The sequence below is a fragment of the Marinobacter profundi genome (genome assembly GCF_002744715.1).
Lineage (GTDB): Bacteria > Pseudomonadota > Gammaproteobacteria > Pseudomonadales > Oleiphilaceae > Marinobacter > Marinobacter profundi.
Window position 1 is genome coordinate 184220 of sequence record NZ_KZ319369.1, and the last position, 22833, is coordinate 207052.

Sequence of the window (22833 nt, forward strand, 5' to 3'; positions counted from 1 at the left end):
TAGCTCTGGGGCTGGCAGGGGCAGTGGAGGTAGCCAATCATTGCCGGCGGCGTTACGCCCGCCGGATCAGGTTGATAAGGTCGAATGTCACCGCAAGATAGGCGACGCTCCAGAGCCCGGCCGACAGCCACAGCAGGGCGGGTTCGGCGAATGGCGTCGCACCGGCCAGGTAACGGGTGATGCCGGCGCCGGACAGCGCAGCAGCCAGCGGCAGTACCCGACTGGCGGGGGGGAAACAGCGTTGCGAGCGCTGCCAGGCCAGCCGCAGCATGACGCTGGTGGACAGGGTGCCAAGGGCGGCCACCGTGATGAGGTGCAGCGCCGGCGCCAGCGGCGCCGCGGTCAGCAGGGCAATGCCAGTCAGCAGGCTGCCCGCGGCCAGCCACAGGTAACCGATACCGAAAACCAGCAGGTCCGGGCGTTCCGGACAACGCCACAGCTGCCAGCGCAGGGTGCGGGCAACGATCAGGGCTGCTGCCGCCACCAGTAACGCCCCGGCCAGCGGCCGACCTGGGGAAATCAGTGTCAGGGCCAGGGCCCCGCTCAGCAGTACCAGTAGCGCACCCTCAAGCCGTGGCTGCACCCGGGCTTCGAGGGCAATGCCCTTCTTTTCCAGGGTACCCGCCACCGCCGGGGCGATGATCCGGCCCCCCATGAACGTCATCAGCAACAGCAGGCCGAGCACGGTGCCCTGCATCAGCTGTCTCTGGTCCGGCAGCAGGCCGCCGGGGCGCCAGTCAACGAGCCCGATCAGCCAGTAGCCGGCGGCAAGCAGGCAGATCAGCAGGATCAGCGGTCCGGTGAGTTTGTTGCGCCACTTCTTGGCAGCATTGAATCTAGGCACCACCAGCCAGGCGAGGGTGAGGGCAAAGGCCGGGCTCAGTATCCCGGCGGCTGTGCTGCCCGGTAGTACCAGCCAGCTCATCCGGGCCAGCAGCCAGAGCCCGAACAGTGGCAACAGGATCCTGCGGGGTTGCGGGCCGAGGGTGTAGCCGGCCACCAGGGCCAGGGCGAAGCCGAAGATCAGCTCGTGGCCATGACCGGCACCCAATAAACCCGGCGGCCAGCCACTGCCGGAGCCACCCGACCATACCGACAGCGGCACAAGGAGGGCGGCCAGCAGGCTGGCGGCGGGGAAAAACCAGTAGAAAGCCGGCTGTTTAGTCGGCGCGCGGGTTGTCATCTGCCTCTCCTTCTGCCTCCCGCCCTGGCATAGCGTTACCCGATGGCGGCGGGGAAGCCGGCCAGCCGGGCAGGCTGAACTCTTCACGCAGATAGTTCAGCTCCGGTTGGTGCAGCTCGGCAATCCGTTCGGTCAGCTGCGCCCCCCTGGGCAGCAGATGAACCTCGATGCGCCGGCGGTCGTGGCGGGAAGAGCGCCGCTCCACCAGCCCTGCGTCAACACAGCGGTCTATCAGCATCACTGTGCCATGGTGTTTGGCCTGAAGTTTTTCGGACAGCTCACCCACCGTCGCCCACTCACGCTCCGCGAAGCCTTTCAGGTGCAGCAGTAACTGGTACTGCAATGCCGTCACGCCGTGATCGCGGCAAATGTCCTCGCTCTGACGCAGAAAACAGCGCAGCCGGTGGCGAAAGTGGGACAGTCGCTCAAAATCGCTTTTCGCCAGCGTTGTGACTGGCTGGTCAGGGGCGTCCTGATCCTGGGGGACGAGGTGGGGTTTAAGTGGAGAGTTGCGCGAGGTCATCCGGGCTTCCTTGACAGTCCGCAGCGGCCGAACTAAAAATTAAAAGAAAACATATCATAATATGATAGAAAATTCGTTGTCCCTGACCGATGACAACGACAACCTGATTACCGCGGGGGCAAGGTCATGAACGTAACGAATCTAATCAAAATGCCGTTTACCACCAAGGGGGGCTGGGAGGAGTTGCAGCGCCGGCAATTGTCCATTCCGATGCTGGCGTGGCTGATTGTGGTGCCGATGTCCCTGTTGCCTCCGGTGTTGCTCTATTATGCCGGAACCCACTACGGCGATGAGTTCATTGCCGGGTTTGGTGGCAAGGAATGGCGCTTCATCACCACCATCCTGTTTCTCGCGGAGCTGCTGACGTTCTTCGTGATGGGATGGCTGATCCATGCGGTGGTCGAGGGCCACAACCTGACCATCAGCTACCCCGATGCCTATTTGCTGGCCGCCGTCGCCCCGTTGCCCCTGTGGCTGTCATCGCTGGCACTGCTGGTGCCGGCACTGGCGGTGAGCGTGATTGCCGTGGCAGCGGCGCTGGTGCTTTCATGCACCCTGGTTTACCAGGGGCTGCGAGCCCTGTGTGAGCGCAGCGACAATGATGTGGTGGCCATGTCGGCGACCTACACCGTGATGGCCGCCTCGCTGCTGGCATGGGGCGTGCTGATGGCGATGGTCTGGGCGTTCTGACGTCGGCACCGGGAACGTGGCGGGCCCGACCGGGCCGGCTAGTCCTGCGGTCGGGTCATGCCCAGGTCGTCCAGCATCACGTACAGCGCCGGTAACGCCAACAGCACCAGCACCGTAGACGCCAGCAGCCCGAACACCACCGAAATCACCAGCGGAATCACCGCCATGGCCTGGGTGCTGGTTTCCGCCAGCAGGGGCAGCAGCCCGGCAATGGTGGTACCGGAGGTGATGAAAATAGCGCGGAAACGATCGCGGCTGGCCTGGCCGGCAGCCTCGCGGACCGATAACCCCTGCCGGCGGTAGGCTTTGATGAACTGCACCAGCAGGATGGCGTTATTGACCACGATCCCCGCCAGTGAGGCGGCGCCAATCAGCGACGGCATCGACAGGTTGTAGCCCATCAGCACATGCCCCCATACCGACCCGAGCAAGGCCAGCGGAATCGACAGCATCACGATCAGCGGCTCGACGTAACTGCGGAACTGGAAGGACAGGATCAGGAAGATCCCCAGTAATCCGATCAGCAGTCCCCGGGCAATGGACTTGCCGGTTTCTTCCGAGCGGGCGACCTGGCCTTCGATAACAATCTCGAGCCCCTCGAAGCGGTCAGCCAGTTGCGGAAATACCTGCTTACGAAGGTCAGCCACGATGGCAGCGGCATTGCTGGTGCGGCTGTCTATGTCCGCAGTAACGGTTACCGTACGGCGGCCGTCAATGCGGGTAATCTGGGCCCAGTTGCGCCGCTCGGTCACTTCGACCACCTCGGTCAGCGGTATGGCGGTGCCGGTGCGGCTGGTAATGCTGGTATCCCGCAGGAAATCGCGGGTGCCACGCTCTTCTGCACTCTGGCGCACCAGCAATTCGATGTGCTGGTCATCAATCTGGATGGTGTCAACGATCTCGCCCAGTAACCCGGTGCGCAACTGGTTGGCCACGTCAGCGGCATTGAGCCCGGCTTCGAGGGCGCCCTCCCGCAAAGTCAGGATCCGCTGGGGTTTGCCGGGACGCAGATCGTCGAGGACATTAAACGTGCCATGGTACGCAGCCAGTTCGGCGGTCAGCAGCTGAGCTGCCTGTTTGAGCTCTGTCAGGTCGTTGCCATGCAGGCGCAGTTCGATGGGGATGCCGGCGGGGCCGAATCCCGGTTCCTGGATATTGAGGCTCAGGATGCCGGGAATATCGCCGGCCGCCTGGTACCAGAGGCGGGTCAGTTCGGCCAGGGTGGTTGCCCGGTTTTCGGCGGTCAGCAGATCCACCAATACTGTTGCGACGTGGCCCCCGGTTTCATTGGCGGAAGGATTGTGGTTGAAGCGGATCTGCAGATTTTCTACCAGCGGTTGCTGGCCGGGTTGCTGCGGGCTGAGTTGCTCATTGAGCCGGCCCATGGCAGCGGCGACCTGCCCGGCCACCTGCTCGGTCCGGGCGAGCGGCGTGCCCTGGGGCATCAGGAGCCTGGCTTCGAGCACGTCACCGTCGATTTCCGGCATGGCCTCCATCTTGACGTGGCCACCGGCCATGAAGCCGATGGAGCCGAACAGCAGCAGGAGCAGTGCTGCCAGTACCGGATAGCGGTAGCGGATGGCGCCATCTGCGCTGCGGCCCACCTGCTCGCGGAACTGCTCGAAGCGCCGGTTGAAACGGGCGCGCCAGGAGTGCTCTGGCGGGGCGGCGTTACCTGAAAGCCCGGCTTTCAGGTGGTGGGGCAGGATCCAGAACGCCTCCACCAGGCTGGCGGCCAGGGCGGCGATCAGCACCACCGGGAGCACTTCGAGTACCGAGCCCAGCTCGCCGGCGAGGAAGGCCAGCGGAATGAACACCGAAACCGTCGTCAGGAAGGAGGACAGCACGCCGGGCAGGACTTCGGTAGTGCCGCTGACCGCCGCCTGGAGCGGTGATGAGCCAGCGGCCGCGGTGTCGGCAATGTTGTCGGTGATGACCACCGAGTCGTCCATCACAATGCCAATGGCCATCAGCAGGGCCACCAGGGTGATCATGTTCAGGGACAGCCCGGTCAGGGCCATCACCACAAAGGCACCGGCGAAGGCCGCCGGCAGGCCGAACAGCGCCCAGAGTGCGAGCCGCGGCCGGAAGAACAGGCTCATCACCAGTCCGACCAGCAGCAGACCGACAATACCGTTACTGACCAGCATCTGCAGCCGGTCACGGACAATGGAGGTCATGTCCTGGGTGATATCCAGGCTGACCGTGCCATGCTGCTGCGTGCGCTCGGCATCAACAACCTCCTCCAGCGCCGCCATTACCCGCAGGGCGTCTTCGTGGCGGTTCTTGTGAACTTCCAGGATGATGGCTCGCTGGTCATTGAACAGGATCTTGTCTTCGGCCCGTTCATGAGTTTCACGCACCGTGGCAATGTCACCCAGTTGCAGCACCGCACCGGTGGCACTGCTGATAACGGCCAGGGTCATGAGTTCCCGGGGGCTGCGGCGCTGGTCGACAAAGCGCAGCTGGATGTCCTGGCCGCGGGTTTCCAGGGTGCCCAGTGGCATATCCAGGTTCTGTTGGCGAATGGTGGCGGCAATTTCCGTCATGCTGAGGCCATACTGGCGCAACGCCTGGCGTGAGATTTCCACCTGCCACTGGCGCTGGGAGAGACCGCGGGTAACCACATCCGCTACCCCGGGAAGCCGGAACAGCCGGTCTTCCAGGCGGCTGGCATAGCTTTCCAGGTCGTTGAAGGACATGGGGCCGGATACCGCCACGGCGGCGACCAGGTCGGTGCGGTGGCGCTGGCGGATGACCGCAGCCTCGGCCTGTTCCGGCAGGTCGGTCAGGGCCTCGATTTCGGTGCGAAGATCGTCGAGAAACCGGCCCATGTCGCCGCGGTCGTCCATGCTGGCTACGGCGCTGGCCTGGTTGTCGCGGGCAGTGCAGCTGAACTCCTTCAGGTAATCGACCCGCTGCAGTGCGTCATCGAGCCGCTGGCACAGGGTTTCCTCCACGTCCGCAGCAGTAGCGCCGCGGTATTCCATGGTAATGCTGACTTCCGGCGGCAGGTAGTCGGGAAAGGTTTCACGGGTCAGGTTTGGCGCTGCAAACACCCCGGTTGCCAGGATCAGGATCAGCAGCAGGTTGCTGGCGGTGGGGTGGGCCGCAAACCAGCGGGTCATGGCCGCGCTCCACGGGCCAGTTGCTGCAGCCGCGCCAGCGCATCGGCATCCTCCGCCGGCGTCAGTGGCGTGCCGTCTATCGCCGGTACCAGGTCATCAAGAATCAGCCGGTCACCGACTTCCAGGCCTGCGGTGACCAGGGTCAGGTCACGCTGGGTCCAGCCGGTTGTCACCGGGTGGCGGGCCAGCCGGTTATCGTCGTCCACCACATAGGCCGTACCCTGGTGGATGCTGGCTGCCGGCACCACCACAACAGGCTCTGCGGCGGCCACGTCAAGAATGCCGTGGACGTACATGTCCCGCACCAGAGGTGGCTGGAGCGGCGGGTTGGCATTGCGGTAAGGCTCCGTTACTTCCAGTACCACCTGGAGTGTGCGGGTGGCCGGATCAACGCCGTTGGCAATGCGAATGACCCGCGCCGGCCATCGTGTTGCAGGGTCGCCGGCAAGGCTGAGGCTGGCGCCGATGCGGTCAAGGTCAAAGCGCCGGTGCAGATCCGGGAACCCATCGGCATCCTCCTGCCGGATCGGGGTGAGTGCTGTCAGCAGTTGGCGCATCTGGGCCAGCGGAATCTGAATGACGGCCTCTGCGGTGGCGATGCTGTCGGCGGTGAACAGGGGTTGCCCCGGGTTGACCTGCTGATAGCGTTCGACCCGGGTGTCATGAATGCGAAGATCGAAGGGGGCGTCGAAGCGAGTGTCGGCAATGTCCCGGCGGGCCTGGTCCCGGGCGGCTTCGGCCCGGGCCAGCCGCGCTTCAAGCAGGCTGCGGCGTGCCGGTACCAGCGCCAGCTGGTTGCTCAGGGCCTGTACTGCCTGGCGTTGCTGCAGGGTTGCCCGCTCCTGTTCGTCCAGGCGGGTCGCCGACAGGGCATTCCGTGCCGCCAGGGTCTGTGCCCGTTCCAGCTCCCGTTCTGCCAATGCCAACCTGCGTTGTTCCAGCGCCAGCAGTTTTTCGGTATTGCCCTGTTCTTGTATCAGTTGCTGGAGCTCGGCGCGGGCCGCGGCGCTATCGGCTTCGGCGGCCGCCAAGGCAAGCTCGAAGCGTGACGGGTCGATTTCCAGCAAGCGGGTGCCGGCGGGAATCAGGTTGCCGCTGGAGAGCTCCGGATGGGTCCAGGTAATCTGGCCGCCCACGCTGGCCACCGCCTGCCAGGAATCGCCGGGACTGACTTTACCGAACCCCTTTGCTTCCAGCTGGAACGGCAGCGCGGTAACCTCCAGGGTCCGCACGGCTTGTGGGACGACGGTGGCCAGGTCCCGGGCCGGGCCCTGTCGCAGGTTCACCATGACGGCAATAAAAACCAGGCCCAGACCAAACGCCGCAAGCAGCCCGAGGCGCTGCCGGCGAGTCATGACTGTGGCTCCCGTATGCCCGCAAGGAAAATGTCGAGTACGCGGGGGGCGGCCTGGGCCGCTGTTGCCATGTCACCACTGACCAGCGCCTGCACGGCCAGACCCTGGATGGCCCCCAGATAGAGCACGGCCGCCGCATCGGTATCGAGGTCGGCACGGACTTCGCCCGCGGCCATGGCGGTCTCCAGCAACTGGCCAATGCGGCCACGGTAGATGGTCATGGCGTTCATGATAACGGTGCGGGCTGCGCTCTGGTCCGGTTTCTGCAGTTCGCCCAGCATCAGCCGGGGCGCGCCGGGATGGCGAACAATAAAATCCACGTGGGCAAGGAACATGGCTCGCAGGCCGGCAAGCGGTGAGCTGTGCCCGTCTGCGGTGGCCGCAATCCGCCCGGTCAGCTGCTGGGCCACCCAGCGGGCGACTGATTCCCACAGGGTCTTCTTGTTGGGGAAGTGTTTGAACAGTGCCCCCTGACTCAGGTTGATGGCTTCGGCGATGGCTGCGGTGCTGAGGGTTGCCGGATCCCGTTCACCACAAAGACGGATCACCGCTTCCACGGTGTCGGACTGGCGTTGCTCGGAGCGGATGTAGGGGCGGGTATCGGACATGGCGCACCAAAAGAAAGTAATTGATTGCTTTCTAGTGTAGGCCGGTTTTTCCTGAAGGACAACGGTTCAACGGTGTCGTTGTTGCTTAATCGGCAGGCTGGCGGGCGAGGGGAAGGAGTGGGCCGTCACCCCGTCCGGTCAGGCCATGTGGGGCAGGACCCCAAAGTAGATGGCGCTGAAGTGACAGGCGCTGCCGCCTATCACGAACAGGTGCCAGATGGCATGCATGTAGGGTATGCGGTCGGCGAGATAGAACGCGACTCCGGCGGTGTACACAATGCCTCCTGCGACGGTGAGGTGCAGGGCGGTTTCGCTCAGGTTCTGCACCAGGTCCGAAGACGCAAACAGAATCAGCCAGCCCATGGCGACGTAGATGCCAACCCTGGCGAGTTTGAAGCGGTTCTTGAAAATCACTTTGAGCACTACCCCGGTCAAAGCAAGGGACCAGATGACCGCAAACAAGGTCCAGCCGGTGGCGCCGCGCAGGTTGACCAGCAAAAACGGGGTATAGGTACCGGCAATCAACAGGAAGATTGCGCAGTGGTCGAGGGTCTTGAACAGGGTTCTCAGCTGCGGCCGGGTGGCGCCGTGGTAAAGGGCCGAAGCCAGGTACAGCAGGATCAGAGAGGCACCAAAAATGCTGAAGCTGATGATTTTCCAGCTGTCGCCCAGGCGACTGGCGCCCACCAGCAGGGCAACGGTTCCGATCACACTCAACACCGCACCAATACCGTGGGTTGCGCTGTTGATCCACTCTTCAATACGGTGATGAACCGACTGAGCCGGTGGTTGGGTAATGGTCATGGCCGATGCCTCCCTGAATTATCTGGCCACAAGGTACTTCAGCGTACAAGTGTACGCAATAGCTTGAAGGCGCCATCTCTGTGACCGCGTGCAGAAAACAAGACACTTTCGCGAAAAGTCCCGGTTTCTGGCGCTCTGCCGCTGCGTCGGTCGCCCTGCAGTGTCAGCCGCAGGCTTTGGCCAGCGCCTGCTCCAGGTCGGCGATCAGGTCCTGGGGGTCTTCCAGGCCGACCGACAGCCGCAGCATGCTGTCACTGATGCCCCGCCGCTGCCGCTCCTCCGCACTCAGGCCGTGATGGCTGGTGGTGCAGGGCTGGGTAACCAGGCTTTCCAGCCCGCCCAGACTGGTGGCCAGCAGGAACAGTTGCAGGTTGTCGGCCACTGCTGCAGCGGTCGGGCCATCCCCGTTCACCTCGATGCTGACCATACCGCCGAAACCGTCCATCTGGCGACTGGCGAGGCTGTGGCCGGGAAAGCTCTCCAGGCCTGGGTAGTGTACCTGGCGGACATGGGGGTTCTGCGCCATCGCCCGGGCCACTGCCAGGGCATTGCTGTTGTGCTGGCGAATCCGCAGCGGCAGGGTACGCAGGCTGCGGGACAGCAGTGCAGCGGTTTCCGGCGCAATGATCTGGCCCAGGTTCTTGCGCCACTCAGCAACTGCGTTCACCGCTTGCTGGCTCGCCATCAGGGCGCCAGCGGTGAGGTCGCTGTGACCACCGAGGTACTTGGTGGCGCTGTGAACCACCAGATCGGCGCCCAGGGATAGTGGCCGCTGGTTAACCGGGGACGCAAAGGTATTGTCTACGGCCAGCAGGGCGCCCATGCGGTGGGCGCGGGCGGCCAGGTCCCGCAGATCCAGAATACTGAGGGTCGGGTTGGCGGGTGTCTCGCAATAGACCAGGCAGCCGGGCTCGGGCAGGCAGCTTTCCAGTTGCTCCAGTTCTGCCTGCAACAGGAATCGCACCGGGATCCCCAGGGGCTGGCACTGGCGGACCAGAAATTCCTGGGTGCCGCCATAAAGATCTCCGACACAGACAATGCCCTTGCGACCGTGTGCCAGCAAGGTCGCCGAAATGGCCGCCATACCGGAGCCAAATGCCAGTGCAGACTCGGCTCCTTCCATGCCGGCAAGGGCGTGTTCCAGTTCGGTAATGGTCGGGTTGGTTCCCCAGCGGGTATACAGGTTGCCGCGGACTCGCCCCTCGACCACATCCAGCAGGTCTGCGGTGGCGTCAAAGCGGAAGGTGGTGGTGTTGTAGACCGGGGTGTATGGGCTGCCGTAAGCATCCTGATGATACTGACTGTGGATGGCGCGGGTGGCTGGTTTCAGGGCATCGGAATCGCTCATGGCTGCTCCAGGGGCTGCAGGTGATCTGTCAAAACAGGGTTGTCGCGGCATTACCGGCGCCGCAACGCCGCAACCGGGATGGGCATCAGTGATTGCGGGTCGCGCTTTTCAGCCGTGAGAACGTTGCCGGCACCACGCCCAGCCACGACGCCAGCTGGTTATCCGGAACCCGCTTGACCAGTTCCGGGTATTCCTCGAGCAACAACAGGTAACGTTCCCGGGCCGACAGCGTCTGTTTACGGAACTCCCGCATGCTGGTCAGTTCGGCCAGCTCTTCGGTGAGGGCGAGTGCGAAGCGGGCCCAGTAGCCGTCTCCCTGAGCCTGAACCGCCGACCGGAACGCGGAGAAGTCCGCCACCCATACAGTTGCCGGAGTGACCGAGGTCAGGCACAGGGTGTTGCGCACGGTCCGGCTGCGGCCAAATACCGGCCACACCATGTCGCCTTCGGCGAAAAAATGGTGGACGGCGGTTTTGCCGCTGGGAGCCTCACGGAACAGCCGCAGGATACCATATTGCACCAGATACACGTTGGCCCAGGGGCGTTCGTGTTTCTCCATTGCAGTTTCCGGATTGATCCGGTGCTGGTGGAACAGGCGGGACAGGTTGTTGAGAAAGTGGTTTTCCGGCTTGTCGGGATCGTCGCTCAGGCGCATACCAAATACCCGGCTCAGGCCGTTAAGCAAAGCCAGGGATCCGGATGCGGGCTCCTGGCGGATGATGTCCGGGTTGCTCTCGCCGAGCAGGCATGGCGCCGAAGAAAATCGCGGCTCCGACTCAGTCTTCATGGTCTCTGACCCCCTTCTCATGGTCCGCGGCATTATTCCACCCGCAATCATGCATGTGAAATGACTTAAATCATTAAGGGTAACAGGTAAACTGGATAATGCTCCAGTTTACCTGTTACCTGCCATTACGACAGGGGGGGACAGGCGGACCAGTGATGGGGCGGGGTTAGTGGCTGGTGCCCTCCTCATAACGAATCTTGTTCCAGACGTTGTATTTGCCTGAGGGCTTGTTCATCGGCAGCCGTTTGAGCTCTTCGAGGGTATTGGCGTCGTAGGCAATCACCGCGCCGTCATCATCCCAGACACTCAACAGCAGTTTCTCGCCGTAGCGGTCGAACTCCACATGAGCGGACACCTTGCCCGGCGCCGGCTGCAGGGTTTTGACGATCTCCAGGGTCTGCTTGTCGATGACGTGGACCTTGTCGCTGTTGGGACCGAAAAACACATCGACCCAGGCATAGCGGGAGTTTTCATGGCTCCGCATAAAGAAGCCCGGTCCCTCGGTCTGCAGGGTCTTGATAACTTCCCAGTTATCCATGTCGATGATGGATACGGCACCGGTGCGGAAGTGGGGGGTGGCCATCACCCGGCGTCCCCGGTAATCCCAGGTAATGCCGGAGCCGAGGTGCGGCATGCCCGGCAGGGGCAGGTCGGCAATGGTCTTGCCGCTGTCGAGGTCGATGACCAGGCCGTGCTTGCCGTCCCGGGCGGCGCCGATCAGGTGTTGATAACCGGGGTCGAAGAAGAAGTCATCCAGGTAGGTGCCGGTTGCCATCACCCGCACCTCTGGCCGGCCCTGCCTGACGGTGATTTCCCAGGCTTCCGGCAGATCCTTCAGTGCGGCGATAAAGCTGCCGCGTGGCGGAGCGGTGTAGACCGCGCTGACTCTTGAACTGGTGCCGTTCTCGCCGGTCACGTCGATGACCTTCATCAGCCCGAGGTTGGTGGCATCAAACAGTACCAGGCTGTGGGGCAGGTAGTTGGCGGCGAGCACATAGTTGCCGTCGGCAGATACCGCAATGTTGCGCATATTGATGCCGGCGCGGACTTCGGCCACCACGCGGAGATTGTAGAGGTCGTACTTGGTAATCCAGCCATCCCGCGAGCCGAAATAGACATAGCGGCCGTCGGGGCTGTACTTGGGGCCGCCGTGCAGGGCATAACGACTGGCAAAGCGGGTCACGGGTGTCATGGTGTCACCGTCCAGCACAGTGACGTGGTGGTCGCCGATTTCCACGACCAGGAACAGGTTCAGCATATCTGCTTCGAAGACCGGCTCATCGGGCAGGCTGCCAGCGGGGTGAGGCAGCAGGTGGCTGGCGAGAATCTCGGGCTCGGCCCAGCGGGGTGGTTCGGCCGGGGGCTGGTAGATGAACTGTGCGAGGGCCTGGGCGGACTCCGCCGACAGGGTCTCGGCGAACGCCGGCATCTGGGTTGCCGGCCGCCCGTTGAGAATGACCCGGGCGGCATCGGCCTGTTTCAGCCGGGCCAGGTTCTCCGGTAACAGCGCGGGCCCCATGGCGCCAAGGCGGTCGGTCCCATGGCAGGAGGCGCAGTGTTCCGCATACAGCTCGGCGGTTCCGGGCTCCGCGGCCTGGGCTTGGGCCTGGGTGAGGGCGAGGGTGAGGGCGCCGGCAGCGGCCAGCAAGCCGCCCAGCATCAGGTACCTGACGGCGGGGTGGCGAAGCAGCGTAACGGACATGGCGGTTCCTTCTAACGAATCTGGTTAATCGTCGGTCGTCGGTGGTCAGCGTACAGGCAATGCCGCGACCGGCCGCTGGGCCGCCGTAACAGGAGCACTGCCCTGGCCGGTAGCAACGGATTTGGCCAGCTTGCCGGCCAGTGCCACCACCTCTCCGACGATAATCAGGGTGGGTGGCTGGAAGCCTTCCCGGGCAATGGTGTCTGCCAGGCCGGCGAGGGTGGTCACCGCCATGTGCTGCTGCGGCGTGGTGCCCCGCTCCACCAGCGCGACCGGGCAGCTGGCCGACAGGCCGTGGGCAGTCAGTTCACGGACAATGGTCGGGGCGTTGTGCAGTCCCATATAGAACACCCGGGTCTGCCCCGGTGCGGCGAGCACCGGCCAGTTCAGCTCCAGGCAATGATCGGATTTGCGGTGCCCGGTGACAAAGGTCACGCTCTGGGCATAATCCCGATGGGTGAGCGGAATCCCGCAGTAGGAAGCGCAGCCGGCGGCAGAGGTGATGCCGGGTACCACCAGGAAATCGATCTTGTGGTCGACCAGGAACTCTGCTTCTTCACCGCCGCGGCCGAAGATGTACGGATCACCACCTTTCAGCCGCACCACCCGGCGCTGCTGCCGGGCCAGTTGTACCAGCAGTTCGTTGGTTTCCTCCTGGGGCACATAATGGCAGCCGCTGGCCTTGCCGACGTGGATGCGCTCCGCTGTCGGGCTTGCCAGCTCCATGATCTGGGGTGATACCAGGCGGTCGTAGACCAGCGCGTCGGCCTGGCGGATCAACATCAGGGCGCGCAGGGTCAGCAGGCCGGGGTCACCGGGGCCAGCGCCGACGATGGCCACTTCGCCGGCCCGCAACGGTGGCTCGGCGAGCTGGAATTCCACCAGGCATTTCTTGTGTTTGCCGTTGGTCATGGCGGGCTCCTTAAAGGTTGTGGACCGGAATTTCGACCACCGGTGCGGCAACCCGCCGCGGTGTATCGGCAACCCCGATTTCTTCATTGGTGAGGTAGCAACCGGGGTCTTCTTCCCAGAAGTCGCCAGAGACGTTGTAGGCCCGCACCCGGGTGTTGCCATTGCAGATGGCCAGGTAATGGCAGCCGGCGCAACGGCCTTTGACCGGGCGGGGATGCTGGCGCAAGCCGGTCATTAGCGGATCGCTGGCATCCCGCCAGATTTGCGAGAAGGGCTGGCGCCGCACGTTGCCCAGGTTGTGGTTCCACCAGAAGGTGTCCGGGTGGACTTCGCCGAGGTTGTCGATGTTGGCGATGTTCACTCCGGAGGCATTGCCGCCCCAGTTTGCCAGCCGTTGGGCGAGGGCCGGCACCTGGTTCGGGTAGTGTTCGGCCGCCCATTGCAGCAGGAAGGGACCGTCGGCATCGTTGTTGCCGGTGACGTATTCCCGCTCGATGCCCCGTTGCAGCTCGTCGTGGCAGTGGTTGAACAGCAGGGTCATGGCGTCCCGGGTCATGTCGTACCAGGCGTCGCGCTTGCGGTTGCGGCCTCCGCGGCCGGAATAGTTCAGGTGCGACAGGTAGAACTTGTCGATGTCGTGCTCGTCGAGCAGCTGCAGCATGTCCGGCAGCTGCGGGTAGTTGTCCTGGGTCAGGGTGAAGCGCAGGCCGACCTTGATGCCGGCTTGCTTGCACAGCGCGACCGCTTTCATGGAAGCGGCGAAGGCACCCTGTTTCTGGCGGAAGTCGTCGTGGGTCTGCTCCAGCCCGTCGATACTGATGCCGACGTAGTCATAGCCGGCGTCGGCAATCTGGCGGATGTTGTCGGCAGTGATCAGCGTGCCGTTGGTGGACAGGCCGACGTAGAAACCAAGGTTCCGCGCTCGTCGGGAAATATCGAAGATGTCCGGACGCATCAGGGGCTCGCCGCCAGACAGGATCAGTACCGGTACGCCAAAGCGCTTGAGATCATCCATCACGGTGAAAACTTCAGTGGTGCTGAGTTCACCCTTGAAGTCCACATCTGCCGAGATGGAATAGCAGTGTTTGCAGGTCAGGTTGCAGCGGCGAATCAGGTTCCAGATTACCACCGGGCCGGACGGGCCGGGGACCGCGCGAACCGGGGCCGGATTCATCAGGCTCTTGATGTAGCGGGTCATTCTGAACATGGTGTGTCCTCTCTCCCGATGATCTGGTTCAGGTTCTGCGCAGCCGCAGTCCGGTTTTTTTCAGGATGGCCGAGCTGTACAGGATGGTGTGTTCACCACAGGCCGTGCCGAGCAGCTCGCGGATCTGCTGAGCCTTGGTTTCCACCTCGTTGCGGCTGGTGCCGTGCACCATGGCAAACAGGTTGTAGGGCCAGTAGGGCAGGTGGCGGGGCCGGCGGTAACAGTGGCTGACAAACGGCAGTTGTCCGGTCGCCTGGCCGAGTTCCCTGATGTGTTCGTCTGCCACATTCCACACAGTCATGCCGTTAAAGCGATAGCCCAGGCGGTAATGGTCCGGTACCGCGGCCACCCGCCGGATGACGCCGGCCTGCTGCATACGCTGGAAGCGGGCGAGAATCTCGTCAGCTGGCAAGCCGAGGCGCTGGCCGAGCTCGCCCCAGGGGTCCGGCACCAGTGGCAGGCCCGCCTGAGTGGCCAGGATCAGTTCACGGTCGGTGGCGCTCAGCACATAGTCTGTCTGCGAAGATCCGGAGCCGGGCAACGGAGCCCCGGACGGTCGTGAGTCAGACGGCAAAGTGAAGCCGGACATGGAACTCCTCCTCCTTGGGCATGTTGTAAACCGGGTAACCGGTTTTTGCCTCGATGGCCCGGATCACCTCGGCGATGGCCTCTCCGGTCTCGGTCGCCAGTACGAACCACATGTTGAGCTGGTGTTCGCGGCGGTAGTTATGGGCCACTTCGGCAAAGCTGTTGACCTGCTCGCTCACCCGGGCAAAGTCCGCTTCCGGAATGCGCATCGCGGCCAGGGTCAGACCACCGCCAAGTTCACCGGCATGGAACATCGGCCCGAAGCGGGTCAGGATTCCCGTCGCCAGCAGGTCATGCAGGTGGTCAAGCAGCGCCGCCTCGCTCAGGCCAAGCTCTTCGGCCACCGCCGCGTAGGGCCGGGGAACCAGGGGCAGGCCATGCTGGAGCCGGTTGATGATGGCCCGCTGCGCGGGACTGAAGGTTGCGGGGGCGGTGCGGTCAGCTTCTGCTGGCATAACGGCCTCCCCGCTGCAGGTACGCCTTGTGACTGAACAGGACGGCATGGGGCACGTCGGCCAGGCCATGGGTGTCGATGAGTTGCTGCAACTGGTCCTGCACCGTGCCCCGGCTGGTGCCGTGGATCATGCAGAACAGGTTGTAGGGCCAGTCCGGCAGGCGGCGCGGGCGCTGGTAGCAGAGGGTGACACAGCGGGCTTCGGCGAGCTTTGCACCGAGTTGGCTGACCCGCTGATCCGGGACATCCCAGACCACCATGGCGTTGGCGGTGTACCCCAGGGTACGGTGGCGGACCACCAGGCCCATGCGCTTGATCAGGCCTTCCTGCTGCCATTGCCGGACCGCGTGTACGACTTGCTCCTCGGTCAGTCCGGACCGTTCCGCGAGAGTCTGGAACGGGCGTGGGGTCAGCGGCAGGCCATTTTCCAGTTGCTGGCGCAGTCGCAACAGGCCCCAGGCGCTCACGGGCTCCGGGCCCGGAGCAATGCACCTCAGGCAGGCCTGGATGGCCGGTGCGGAGGGCTGCAGATTGCGGTTCACGGCAGGGACTCCCAGTCGATGTCGAAGCCCAGGTCGATGTGATAGCCCTCAACCATGGGCAGCCTCAGTATCGGTAACCGAAGCTGGTGTTCCAGTTCGTCCAGCCGCTCGTCGAGAGTCTCCTCATCGGGGGCGGTCATCACGAACCAGAGGTTGTAGGCATGCTCGCGGGCGTAATTGTGATTTACCCCCGGAGCATGATTGATGCAGGCCGCGATCAGGTCGATCTGCTCTTCCGGTGCGGCCACCGCGGCGAGCAGGCTGGCGCCTGCCCGGCGGTGTTCAAATACCGGTCCCACCCGGCTGATGACCTCCCGGGCCTGGAGTGCTTCCAGCCGCCCGATGACCTCCTCCTCTGCCAGCCCGACTTCCTCGGCCATGGCCAGGAACGGGCGCTCGCAAACCGGCAGGTTATGCTGGAAGCGGTCGATCAGTTGACGGTCTTTGTGGTCCAGTCTCATCGGGTCACCTCGTCCGGGTGGGGAACGGTCAGTACACGTCGTGCTGGGTGTTGTAGACGTTGAACTTGCCGGTCGGAGTGACCAGCCGTTCATCCTTGATCACCGCCTTGAGCTTGCGGGTCTTGTCGTCGACCACCACCAGCGCCGATTTCTGGTCCTTGCCATTCCAGACCGAGAACCAGACCTCATCACCGGCTACGTTGTATTCCGGTTGCACCACGCGTTTCGGTCCTTCACCAAGATTCGCCCATTCCGCGATCGGCAGAACCTCATAGCCGGCCTCCAGGTTGTCGATGTCATACACCGCCACGCTCTGGCTCACCGCCTCGGCGGGGTTCAGCGCGGTATCCACATACAGGTTGCTGGATTTCGGATGGGTCTTGATAAACAGCGAGCCACCGCCCTGGCCATTGAGGGTGCGGACCACCTTCCAGGCATTGTCCGGATGGTTGTCCGGGTCGGTGCCGATCATCTGGATGGTCGGGTCGCCCAGGTGGCTGGTTGCCCAGACCGGTCCGAACTCAGGATCGACAAAGTTGGCGCCACGGCCGGGGTGGGGAATACTGCCCACTTCCACCAGCGCTGCCAGCTTGCGTTCCTTGGAGTCCACCACGGCAATCTTGTTGGACTGGTTGGCGGCGGTCATGAAGTAACGCATGCTGCTGTCCCAGCCACCGTCGTGGAGGAAGCGTGCGGCGTTGATGGTGGTGGTGTTCAGGCTTTCCAGGTCCTCGTAATTCACCAGCATGATCTTGCCGGTTTCCTTGACGTTGACGATGAACTCCGGATGTTTGTGGGAGGCCACAATGGCGGCAACCCGGGGTTCCGGATGGTATTCCTGGGTATCCACCGTCATGCCGCGGGTGGAGACGATTTTTTTCGGCTCCAGGGTCTCGCCATCCATGATCACGAACTGGGGTGGCCAGTAGGTGCCGGCAACCGCGTAGGTGTCCTCGTAACCCTTGTACTTGGAGGTTTCCACGGAGCGGGCTTCCAGGCCCACCTTGATCTTGGCCACGGTGTCCGGTTTCTCCATCCACAGATCCACCATGTTGATCAGCGCATCCCGACCGATCACGAACAGGTAGCGGCCGGACGCAGACATGCGGGAGATGTGGACGGCGTAGCCGGTGTTGATGACGTGGGCGATTTTCTTGCTGTCACCGTCGATCAGGGCAATCTGGCCGGCATCCCGCAGGGTGACACTGAACAGGTTTTTCAGGTTCAGCTTATTGAGCTGCTTCTTGGGACGCTGCTCCGGCGGGATCACCACCTCCCAGGTGGCTTTCATTTCCGCCAGGCCGTATTCCGGTGGCTCGGGCGGCTCGTGCATCAGGTACTTGGCCATCAGCTCGACTTCGTCTTCGGTGAGGTCACCGGAGGTGCCCCAGTTGGGCATGCCGGCCGGTGAGCCGAAGTTGATGAACACCTTCAGGTAATCCAGCCCGCGTTCCTGGGTGATATCGGTGGTCAGGGGCTTGCCGGTGGCACCTTTGCGCAACACGCCGTGGCAACCGGCGCAGCGCTCGAAGAAGATCTTCTTGGCTTTCTCGAATTCCGCTTCGGTCAGGTCCGGCGCGCCGGGCGTGCGGACTACTTTGGCGGATTCGGGGGCAATGGTGGTGGGTGCTCCTTCGTAAGCTGTGGCCGGGGTTTCCGGGTGTTTGGGTGCGGCGCTGGCGGTCATTGCTCCGGTGGATGCAATGGCAACGGCCAGGGCCAGTGGATGGAACAGTCGCTGTGTAACCCTCATAACTCTCATCAGGTCCTCTCCTCGGAATGTAAGAGTGTTTTAAGGTTTCGCGGATTTGCTCCTTCAAACCTTGATCAATATCAGAAGATGTATTTTATCTGTTGGTCTACCCAGCTGGAGGTATATCCAAATCCCTTGGGCGACGTTAGTTTCTTTTACCAAAGTCAAGGATGGCGCCGGACTGACTGTTCAGGATGGCGTTAAGTGCTGGACGGAGGCTTTCTGGTGGCAACAAATCGGATACATTCAGCTGGCCTGGTGGCCGGGCTGCAGCAGCGGGTAATTTTTTCGGTGCTGATCCTGCTGGCACCGCTGGTTTCCGCCGAGCCGCAGGAGCAACTCGCCAACCTGGTGCTGCAGGATTGCGGGTCCTGCCATGGTATGACCCTCAAGGGCGGGCTGGGACCGCCTTTACGGGCCGAGGATCTCGCCCGGCTGCCGGCTCCGGCGATCGCCGCCATCATTCGCGATGGTGTGCCGGGCACCGCCATGCCGCCCTGGAGGGCATTGTTATCGGACCAGGAAATCCGCTGGATCAGTGAGCAGCTGAAAGCCGGCGCGCTGGTGGCACCACAATGACGGGAGATGCCCGATGAAGTTTTTGATGCGACGTGAGAGGTCTTGTCCGCGGGTCGCCGCTGTACGCCGGCGCCTGGCTGCCAACTGCCTTTGGCCAGTGCTGGCGCTCCTGCTGGCGGGCTGCCAGGCCCCGGGGCCGGGTGCAGCGGACGTTGACGCAGCAGGGGTGCCAGAGCTGACTGAGCTGCGAGGCACCGGCGACCTGGGGCTGGTCATCGAGCGGGCCACCGGTTCGGTGCTGGTTGTCGATACCACTGCCCATAAGACGCTCGGGCGCATCGAGGGCCTGGGTGATTTATCCCACGCCTCCGTGGTGTACTCCCGCGATGCCCGCTACGGCTTTGTATTCGGTCGCGACGGCGGGCTTACCAAGGTGGATCTGCTGACCCGCCGCATTGTCAATCGTACCCTGCAGTCCGGAAACAGCATCGGCGGGGCCATCTCCCAGGACGGGCGTTTTGTCGCGGTCTCCAACTACCAGCCGGGTGGCGTGAAGGTGTTTGACAGCGGGACTCTGGAGCAGGTGATGGACATTCCCGCCCACTACACCACCGCGCTGGGCGAGCCGGCCCGCTCCAAGACCGTGGGCCTGGTGGATGCGCCGGGCAACCAGTTTGTTTTCAGCCTGTTTGATGCGGATCAGGTGTGGACGCTCGATATGGCGTCGCCCGCACGGGAAATTACCCGCTATCCGGCTGGCCGGGCGCCCTATGATGCGCTGATCTCACCCGATGGCCGCTATTACATTGCCGGGCTGTTTGGTCAGGACGGCCTGTCTTTGCTGGATCTGTGGAATCCTGAACTGGGGGTTAGCGAAATCCTGCCCGGTTATGGCAAGGGGGAACAGAAGCTGCCGGTGTACAAGATGCCTCACCTGGAAGGCTGGGCGATTGCCGGTGGCCGGGCGTTTGTACCCGCGGTGGGTCATCACCAGGTGTTGGTGGCAAATATGGCGGACTGGGCGCTGGAGGACCGGATTCCCGTTCAGGGCCAGCCGGTGTTTGTGATGGCCAGCCCGGATAACCGGCAGATCTGGGTAAGCTTTGCCCACCCCGGGAACGATGTGGTCCAGGTGATCGATACTCGCAGTCGCCAGGTGATCCGCACCCTCGAGCCGGGCAAGGCGGTGCTGCACATGGAATTTTCGCCGCGGGGCGAAGAGGTCTGGGTGTCGGCGCGGGACAGTAACCGGATTACCGTTTACAGCACCCGTAGCCTGGAGCCGGTGGCGACCCTGGAGGCGGAGAAACCCAGTGGCATTTTCTTTACCAGCCGGGCGCATACTCTCGGTTTGTAGGCGTACCGGCGCGGCTGCGGCGCTTTACGTGGTGGCGCTGGCGGTGCACGCTGAAGACCAGCCGGCGGTCGAGGTGACAATCGAGGCGGTCACCGCCGTCACCGCTGTAGCGCGTTTCCGCCTGGGCCGCTACCTGGAAAGCGCGGATTGTCCGGCCACGATTCGCTTTGGTGAGGCGGACCGCAACACCGCGTTGGCTTTCCGGTTCAGCCCTGCCGCGGATGAAGCTGGCGAGGAGGCAGCTCCGGTGCTGGTGGCGCTCAACCGGCAACGGCGCTTGCCGCAACCGGTCTGGGTATCCCGGCGGACCGCCGGGGTCACGGCGTTGGGGCAGCTGGAGGACCGGGACCTGGCCACGGTTGGCGGTGCCGATCCGCTTGGTGCGGACCTGCCCCTGGCTGCCCTTGGCGGCGAGGGTGTGCGGCCGGGCCCTGAACGGCTTTACCAGGCCGGAGATTACAGTTCGGCACTGGGCCTGCTGCTCCACAACAACACCTATGCGGCGGTGTCGGAACTCGGGTTTGTTCTGCCGCTGCTGGATAGCAACGGGCTGGCGGTGACCTGGGCGGGGGAGCCGGTGATGGCTGCCGGCTGGTACCGGGGGCCGGCGTGGCGTTCCGGGGCGCTGGCCTGTGAGCAGGCACTGCAGCGCTTATCCCGGGCGGATGACCGCCAGGTTTTTGTGATTTTTCCGGAGTGGGTTGACGGTTTTGCCGGGCCCCAGCAACAGATTTCAGAGGATGATGTCCAATGACTTTTTATCAGCCGATTGGCAACGAGATTGAACTTTTCCGGGCGGCAGCCGACAACGGTCTGCCGGTGCTGATCAAGGGGCCCACCGGCTGTGGCAAGACCCGTTTTGTGCGCTATATGGCGGAGCAGCTGGGGCGTCCGGTGTACACCGTCGCCTGTCACGACGATCTGACCGCGGCCGATCTGGTGGGGCGTCATCTGATCGGCCCTGACGGTACCTACTGGCAGGACGGCCCGTTGACCCGGGCGGTGCGGGAAGGGGGCATCTGCTATCTTGATGAGGTGGTGGAAGCGCGCAAAGATACCACGGTGGTACTGCATCCGCTGGCAGATGACCGTCGCGAACTGCCCATTGAGCGCACCGGTGAGCTGCTGACCGCGGCGCCGGGCTTTATGCTGGTGGTGTCCTATAACCCGGGTTACCAGAGCCTGCTCAAAGGTATGAAACCGAGCACCCGGCAGCGTTTTGTGTCACTGCGGTTTGATTATCCGGCGGCCGAGGCGGAACAGGCCATTGTGATCGAGGAGGCGGGTTGCGACCGCGAGCTGGCGGTGCAGCTGGTCAGCCTTGCGACTGCGCTGCGCAATCTGAAGGATCACGATCTGGAGGAGGCGGCATCGACGCGGTTGCTGATTCATACCGCGTTGATGATCCGGGCAGGGTTGCCGCCGCTGGATGCGGTGCGCGCCGGCATGATCGAGCCGCTGTCGGATGATGAAGCGACGGTTAGCGCACTCATGGAGGTGGGGTATGCAGTATTCGGGAGGCCGGAAGACGGCCGCTAGCGGAGCGGTGGTGCCGGTTGTCTGGTATTTGCTGAATCTGCTGGTGATTCCGCTGGTCGGATTTGCGGTGTTGCTGTGGTTGTTTGCCGGCAGTGCCGATACCAATGCCTTGCGGCGGGCCCATACCCGTGCGGCGATGTTTATGTCGGTGATCGGGGCGGTATTGATCAGTTCCGGGGTGGGCGTTGCCTGGCTGGCGCTGGGCAATACCGGGCACTTCTGGAGCTTTGCTCTGGTTTGGGCGATCGTGCTGCACACGGGATTTGTGTTGTGGGGGATGATTGCCTTGGCTCAGGCTATGTCTGACAAGCGGCCGTTGTTTCCCGCGCAGTGGTTGTAGCCTGCGTTATTCAGGGGGCGAGAGCTTTTGACGCGGGTTGTCCAAAACCCGCTCCTTGCGGCACATCCCTGTGACGCTTGGGCTCCGCCATCCATGGCTCCGCACAGTTTTGGACAACCCGCGCCAAAAGCTCTTTCTGACCTGGGTGCCAGCCTCCGCGGCTTTAAGGTCTCACAGCCCCTCTAGCTCACTGCATGAAACCCCGCAATCACCGCCACCACCACCGGCGCCCAGGCCTGGGCGGCGAAGCGCCAGCCTTTGGGGGCGTGGCGCATTTCCATGAAGTGATCGACCAGCAGCATCGCCTTTACGAGGATGAGGCCGAACACCAGCCAGGCCAGGAATTCCGCGCCCAGGCCGGTTTGCAGGGCGAGCACCGGCAGTGCGGTACAGATCATCAGGGCGAGGTAGATTGTCAGCATGTCAGTTCCTCCTCAGGCCAGTACGTTCAGGCCAGCACGTAAATCATCGGAAACAGCACCAGCCAGACCAGGTCGACCATGTGCCAGTACGAGGCGCCGGATTCCATGCCGTTCATGTCGGAGCCGTCGTAGTCGCCGCGGCGGACTTTAACCGCCAGTACTGTCAGGATGATCTGGCCCAGGACCACGTGCATGAAGTGGAAGAAGGTCAGGAAGAAATAGAACATGAAGAAGGTATCGGTGCCCAGGTTGTAGCCGAGGCTGTAGAGATCACCGTACTCCCACAGTTTGCCGGCGGTGTACACCGAAGATACTGCGAGGGCGAGCCACAGTCGGAGCTGGCTGCCGGGTTCGCGGTGGCGCAGCTGGTGGACGGCGGTGGCGACCAGGTAGCTGGCGGTGATCAGGGCGATGGTGTTGAGCAGGCCGACCCAGGGGTGGAGCACGTCGCGGCCGGCGTGGAAGGTGGCCGGGTCGAGGCTGCGGGCGACGGTAAAGCCGATGAACAGGATGCCGAATACCGCCAGTTCGGCAAAGATGAACATCCACACAGCCAGGTCTCCGGGCAGGTGGCGGTTGGCGGGCGGTTGAATCAGGCTCTGGTCGGTCAT

Annotated in this window: 24 protein-coding genes; 6 read left to right on the forward strand and 18 right to left on the reverse strand. The window is 63.3% G+C overall.

The features are described from left to right. Positions 1–52 precede the first annotated feature (52 nt). Together CLH61_RS06370 and CLH61_RS06375 are read right to left on the reverse strand one after the other, a co-directional pair. Complete coding sequence (locus CLH61_RS06370; protein ID WP_099613877.1) at positions 53–1183, reverse strand: NnrS family protein; 1131 nt, start codon at positions 1181–1183, stop codon at positions 53–55. Then, on the reverse strand, positions 1161–1706 hold the full coding sequence (locus CLH61_RS06375; protein ID WP_099613878.1) for a MarR family winged helix-turn-helix transcriptional regulator: 546 nt from the start codon (positions 1704–1706) through the stop codon (positions 1161–1163). Before CLH61_RS06375 ends, CLH61_RS06370 begins: the two co-directional genes overlap by 23 nt. A 126-nt stretch (positions 1707–1832) precedes the next feature. Here CLH61_RS06375 and CLH61_RS06380 point away from each other — a divergent pair, with 126 nt between their 5' ends. Beyond that, positions 1833–2396, forward strand: coding sequence for a Yip1 family protein (locus tag CLH61_RS06380; RefSeq protein WP_099613879.1), 564 nt, complete (start codon positions 1833–1835; stop codon positions 2394–2396). A gap of 38 nt (positions 2397–2434) precedes the next feature. Here the strand turns inward: CLH61_RS06380 and CLH61_RS06385 are convergent, their stop codons facing one another. The 14 genes from CLH61_RS06385 to CLH61_RS06450 form a co-directional block, all read right to left on the reverse strand. After that, a complete protein-coding gene (locus CLH61_RS06385) occupies positions 2435–5524 on the reverse strand; it encodes an efflux RND transporter permease subunit (protein WP_099613880.1) in 3090 nt (1029 codons plus the stop codon). After that, positions 5521–6879: an efflux RND transporter periplasmic adaptor subunit gene (locus CLH61_RS06390; RefSeq protein ID WP_099613881.1), complete on the reverse strand. Its 1359-nt coding sequence runs from the start codon at positions 6877–6879 to the stop codon at positions 5521–5523. Before CLH61_RS06390 ends, CLH61_RS06385 begins: the two co-directional genes overlap by 4 nt. Next, positions 6876–7487, reverse strand: coding sequence for a TetR/AcrR family transcriptional regulator (locus CLH61_RS06395; protein ID WP_099613882.1), 612 nt, complete (start codon positions 7485–7487; stop codon positions 6876–6878). Before CLH61_RS06395 ends, CLH61_RS06390 begins: the two co-directional genes overlap by 4 nt. A gap of 138 nt (positions 7488–7625) precedes the next feature. After that, the gene (gene trhA / locus CLH61_RS06400; RefSeq protein WP_099613883.1) at positions 7626–8291 is read right to left on the reverse strand and encodes a PAQR family membrane homeostasis protein TrhA; all 666 of its coding nucleotides are present in this window, start codon (positions 8289–8291) and stop codon (positions 7626–7628) included. Between the two features lie 163 nt (positions 8292–8454). After that, a complete protein-coding gene (locus CLH61_RS06405; RefSeq protein ID WP_099613884.1) occupies positions 8455–9639 on the reverse strand; it encodes a trans-sulfuration enzyme family protein in 1185 nt (394 codons plus the stop codon). 85 nt (positions 9640–9724) lie between these two features. Then, positions 9725–10426: a Crp/Fnr family transcriptional regulator gene (locus tag CLH61_RS06410; RefSeq protein ID WP_099613885.1), complete on the reverse strand. Its 702-nt coding sequence runs from the start codon at positions 10424–10426 to the stop codon at positions 9725–9727. Positions 10427–10592: 166 nt separating this feature from the next. Further along, positions 10593–12086, reverse strand: a complete 1494-nt coding sequence (locus tag CLH61_RS06415) for a nitrite reductase (protein ID WP_099614198.1) — start codon at positions 12084–12086, stop codon at positions 10593–10595. Between the two features lie 87 nt (positions 12087–12173). Then, on the reverse strand, positions 12174–13040 hold the full coding sequence (cobA, locus tag CLH61_RS06420) for a uroporphyrinogen-III C-methyltransferase (RefSeq protein ID WP_099613886.1): 867 nt from the start codon (positions 13038–13040) through the stop codon (positions 12174–12176). Between the two features lie 10 nt (positions 13041–13050). Continuing rightward, a complete protein-coding gene (gene nirJ, locus CLH61_RS06425) occupies positions 13051–14247 on the reverse strand; it encodes a heme d1 biosynthesis radical SAM protein NirJ (protein ID WP_099613887.1) in 1197 nt (398 codons plus the stop codon). A gap of 28 nt (positions 14248–14275) precedes the next feature. Next, positions 14276–14755 carry a siroheme decarboxylase subunit beta gene (ahbB, locus tag CLH61_RS06430; protein WP_099613888.1) on the reverse strand — a complete coding sequence of 160 codons (480 nt, stop codon included), beginning with the start codon at positions 14753–14755 and terminating at the stop codon, positions 14276–14278. 55 nt (positions 14756–14810) lie between these two features. Beyond that, a complete protein-coding gene (locus CLH61_RS06435; RefSeq protein WP_099613889.1) occupies positions 14811–15290 on the reverse strand; it encodes an Lrp/AsnC family transcriptional regulator in 480 nt (159 codons plus the stop codon). After that, positions 15274–15777 carry a siroheme decarboxylase subunit beta gene (gene ahbB / locus CLH61_RS06440; protein WP_407657559.1) on the reverse strand — a complete coding sequence of 168 codons (504 nt, stop codon included), beginning with the start codon at positions 15775–15777 and terminating at the stop codon, positions 15274–15276. The genes CLH61_RS06435 and ahbB (CLH61_RS06440) overlap by 17 nt, the downstream gene beginning before the upstream one ends. 50 nt (positions 15778–15827) lie before the next feature. Further along, on the reverse strand, positions 15828–16292 hold the full coding sequence (locus CLH61_RS06445; RefSeq protein ID WP_099613890.1) for an AsnC family transcriptional regulator: 465 nt from the start codon (positions 16290–16292) through the stop codon (positions 15828–15830). Positions 16293–16320: 28 nt separating this feature from the next. Beyond that, positions 16321–18045, reverse strand: a complete 1725-nt coding sequence (locus CLH61_RS06450) for a nitrite reductase (protein ID WP_099613891.1) — start codon at positions 18043–18045, stop codon at positions 16321–16323. 225 nt (positions 18046–18270) lie between these two features. On the opposite strand from CLH61_RS06450, the gene CLH61_RS06455 reads away from it, so the two are divergent. From CLH61_RS06455 to CLH61_RS06475, 5 genes are read left to right on the forward strand one after another with little or no spacing between them, the layout of a single operon-like run. Continuing rightward, complete coding sequence (locus CLH61_RS06455) at positions 18271–18624, forward strand: c-type cytochrome (protein ID WP_099614200.1); 354 nt, start codon at positions 18271–18273, stop codon at positions 18622–18624. Positions 18625–18637: 13 nt separating this feature from the next. Further along, positions 18638–19921: a cytochrome D1 domain-containing protein gene (locus tag CLH61_RS06460; RefSeq protein ID WP_228152553.1), complete on the forward strand. Its 1284-nt coding sequence runs from the start codon at positions 18638–18640 to the stop codon at positions 19919–19921. Next, complete coding sequence (locus CLH61_RS06465) at positions 19878–20675, forward strand: hypothetical protein (protein ID WP_143752101.1); 798 nt, start codon at positions 19878–19880, stop codon at positions 20673–20675. Before CLH61_RS06460 ends, CLH61_RS06465 begins: the two co-directional genes overlap by 44 nt. After that, positions 20672–21460: a CbbQ/NirQ/NorQ/GpvN family protein gene (locus CLH61_RS06470; RefSeq protein WP_099613893.1), complete on the forward strand. Its 789-nt coding sequence runs from the start codon at positions 20672–20674 to the stop codon at positions 21458–21460. The genes CLH61_RS06465 and CLH61_RS06470 overlap by 4 nt, the downstream gene beginning before the upstream one ends. A 10-nt stretch (positions 21461–21470) precedes the next feature. Then, complete coding sequence (locus CLH61_RS06475; protein ID WP_228152554.1) at positions 21471–21800, forward strand: hypothetical protein; 330 nt, start codon at positions 21471–21473, stop codon at positions 21798–21800. Positions 21801–21982: 182 nt separating this feature from the next. On the opposite strand, the gene CLH61_RS06480 is transcribed toward CLH61_RS06475, so the two are convergent. Together CLH61_RS06480 and CLH61_RS06485 are read right to left on the reverse strand one after the other, a co-directional pair. Then, positions 21983–22222: a cytochrome C oxidase subunit IV family protein gene (locus CLH61_RS06480; RefSeq protein ID WP_099613895.1), complete on the reverse strand. Its 240-nt coding sequence runs from the start codon at positions 22220–22222 to the stop codon at positions 21983–21985. Positions 22223–22248: 26 nt separating this feature from the next. Then, on the reverse strand, positions 22249–22833 hold the full coding sequence (locus CLH61_RS06485; RefSeq protein ID WP_099613896.1) for a cytochrome c oxidase subunit 3: 585 nt from the start codon (positions 22831–22833) through the stop codon (positions 22249–22251).

Excerpts from the sequence above, each read along its gene's own strand:
- CLH61_RS06470 (WP_099613893.1), top strand. The coding sequence starts at position 20,672 with ATGACTTTTTATCAGCCGATTGGCAACGAGATTGAACTTTTCCGGGCG.
- CLH61_RS06375 (WP_099613878.1), bottom strand. The coding sequence starts at position 1,706 with ATGACCTCGCGCAACTCTCCACTTAAACCCCACCTCGTCCCCCAGGAT.
- CLH61_RS06405 (WP_099613884.1), bottom strand. The coding sequence starts at position 9,639 with ATGAGCGATTCCGATGCCCTGAAACCAGCCACCCGCGCCATCCACAGT.
- CLH61_RS06410 (WP_099613885.1), bottom strand. The coding sequence starts at position 10,426 with ATGAAGACTGAGTCGGAGCCGCGATTTTCTTCGGCGCCATGCCTGCTC.
- CLH61_RS06385 (WP_099613880.1), bottom strand. The coding sequence starts at position 5,524 with ATGACCCGCTGGTTTGCGGCCCACCCCACCGCCAGCAACCTGCTGCTG.
- CLH61_RS06395 (WP_099613882.1), bottom strand. The coding sequence starts at position 7,487 with ATGTCCGATACCCGCCCCTACATCCGCTCCGAGCAACGCCAGTCCGAC.
- CLH61_RS06370 (WP_099613877.1), bottom strand. The coding sequence starts at position 1,183 with ATGACAACCCGCGCGCCGACTAAACAGCCGGCTTTCTACTGGTTTTTC.
- trhA (WP_099613883.1), bottom strand. The coding sequence starts at position 8,291 with ATGACCATTACCCAACCACCGGCTCAGTCGGTTCATCACCGTATTGAA.
- cobA (WP_099613886.1), bottom strand. The coding sequence starts at position 13,040 with ATGACCAACGGCAAACACAAGAAATGCCTGGTGGAATTCCAGCTCGCC.
- CLH61_RS06460 (WP_228152553.1), top strand. The coding sequence starts at position 18,638 with ATGAAGTTTTTGATGCGACGTGAGAGGTCTTGTCCGCGGGTCGCCGCT.
- CLH61_RS06380 (WP_099613879.1), top strand. The coding sequence starts at position 1,833 with ATGAACGTAACGAATCTAATCAAAATGCCGTTTACCACCAAGGGGGGC.
- CLH61_RS06445 (WP_099613890.1), bottom strand. The coding sequence starts at position 16,292 with ATGAGACTGGACCACAAAGACCGTCAACTGATCGACCGCTTCCAGCAT.
- CLH61_RS06480 (WP_099613895.1), bottom strand. The coding sequence starts at position 22,222 with ATGCTGACAATCTACCTCGCCCTGATGATCTGTACCGCACTGCCGGTG.
- CLH61_RS06415 (WP_099614198.1), bottom strand. The coding sequence starts at position 12,086 with ATGCTGGGCGGCTTGCTGGCCGCTGCCGGCGCCCTCACCCTCGCCCTC.
- CLH61_RS06435 (WP_099613889.1), bottom strand. The coding sequence starts at position 15,290 with ATGCCAGCAGAAGCTGACCGCACCGCCCCCGCAACCTTCAGTCCCGCG.
- nirJ (WP_099613887.1), bottom strand. The coding sequence starts at position 14,247 with ATGTTCAGAATGACCCGCTACATCAAGAGCCTGATGAATCCGGCCCCG.
- CLH61_RS06485 (WP_099613896.1), bottom strand. The coding sequence starts at position 22,833 with ATGACCGACCAGAGCCTGATTCAACCGCCCGCCAACCGCCACCTGCCC.
- CLH61_RS06390 (WP_099613881.1), bottom strand. The coding sequence starts at position 6,879 with ATGACTCGCCGGCAGCGCCTCGGGCTGCTTGCGGCGTTTGGTCTGGGC.
- CLH61_RS06450 (WP_099613891.1), bottom strand. The coding sequence starts at position 18,045 with ATGAGGGTTACACAGCGACTGTTCCATCCACTGGCCCTGGCCGTTGCC.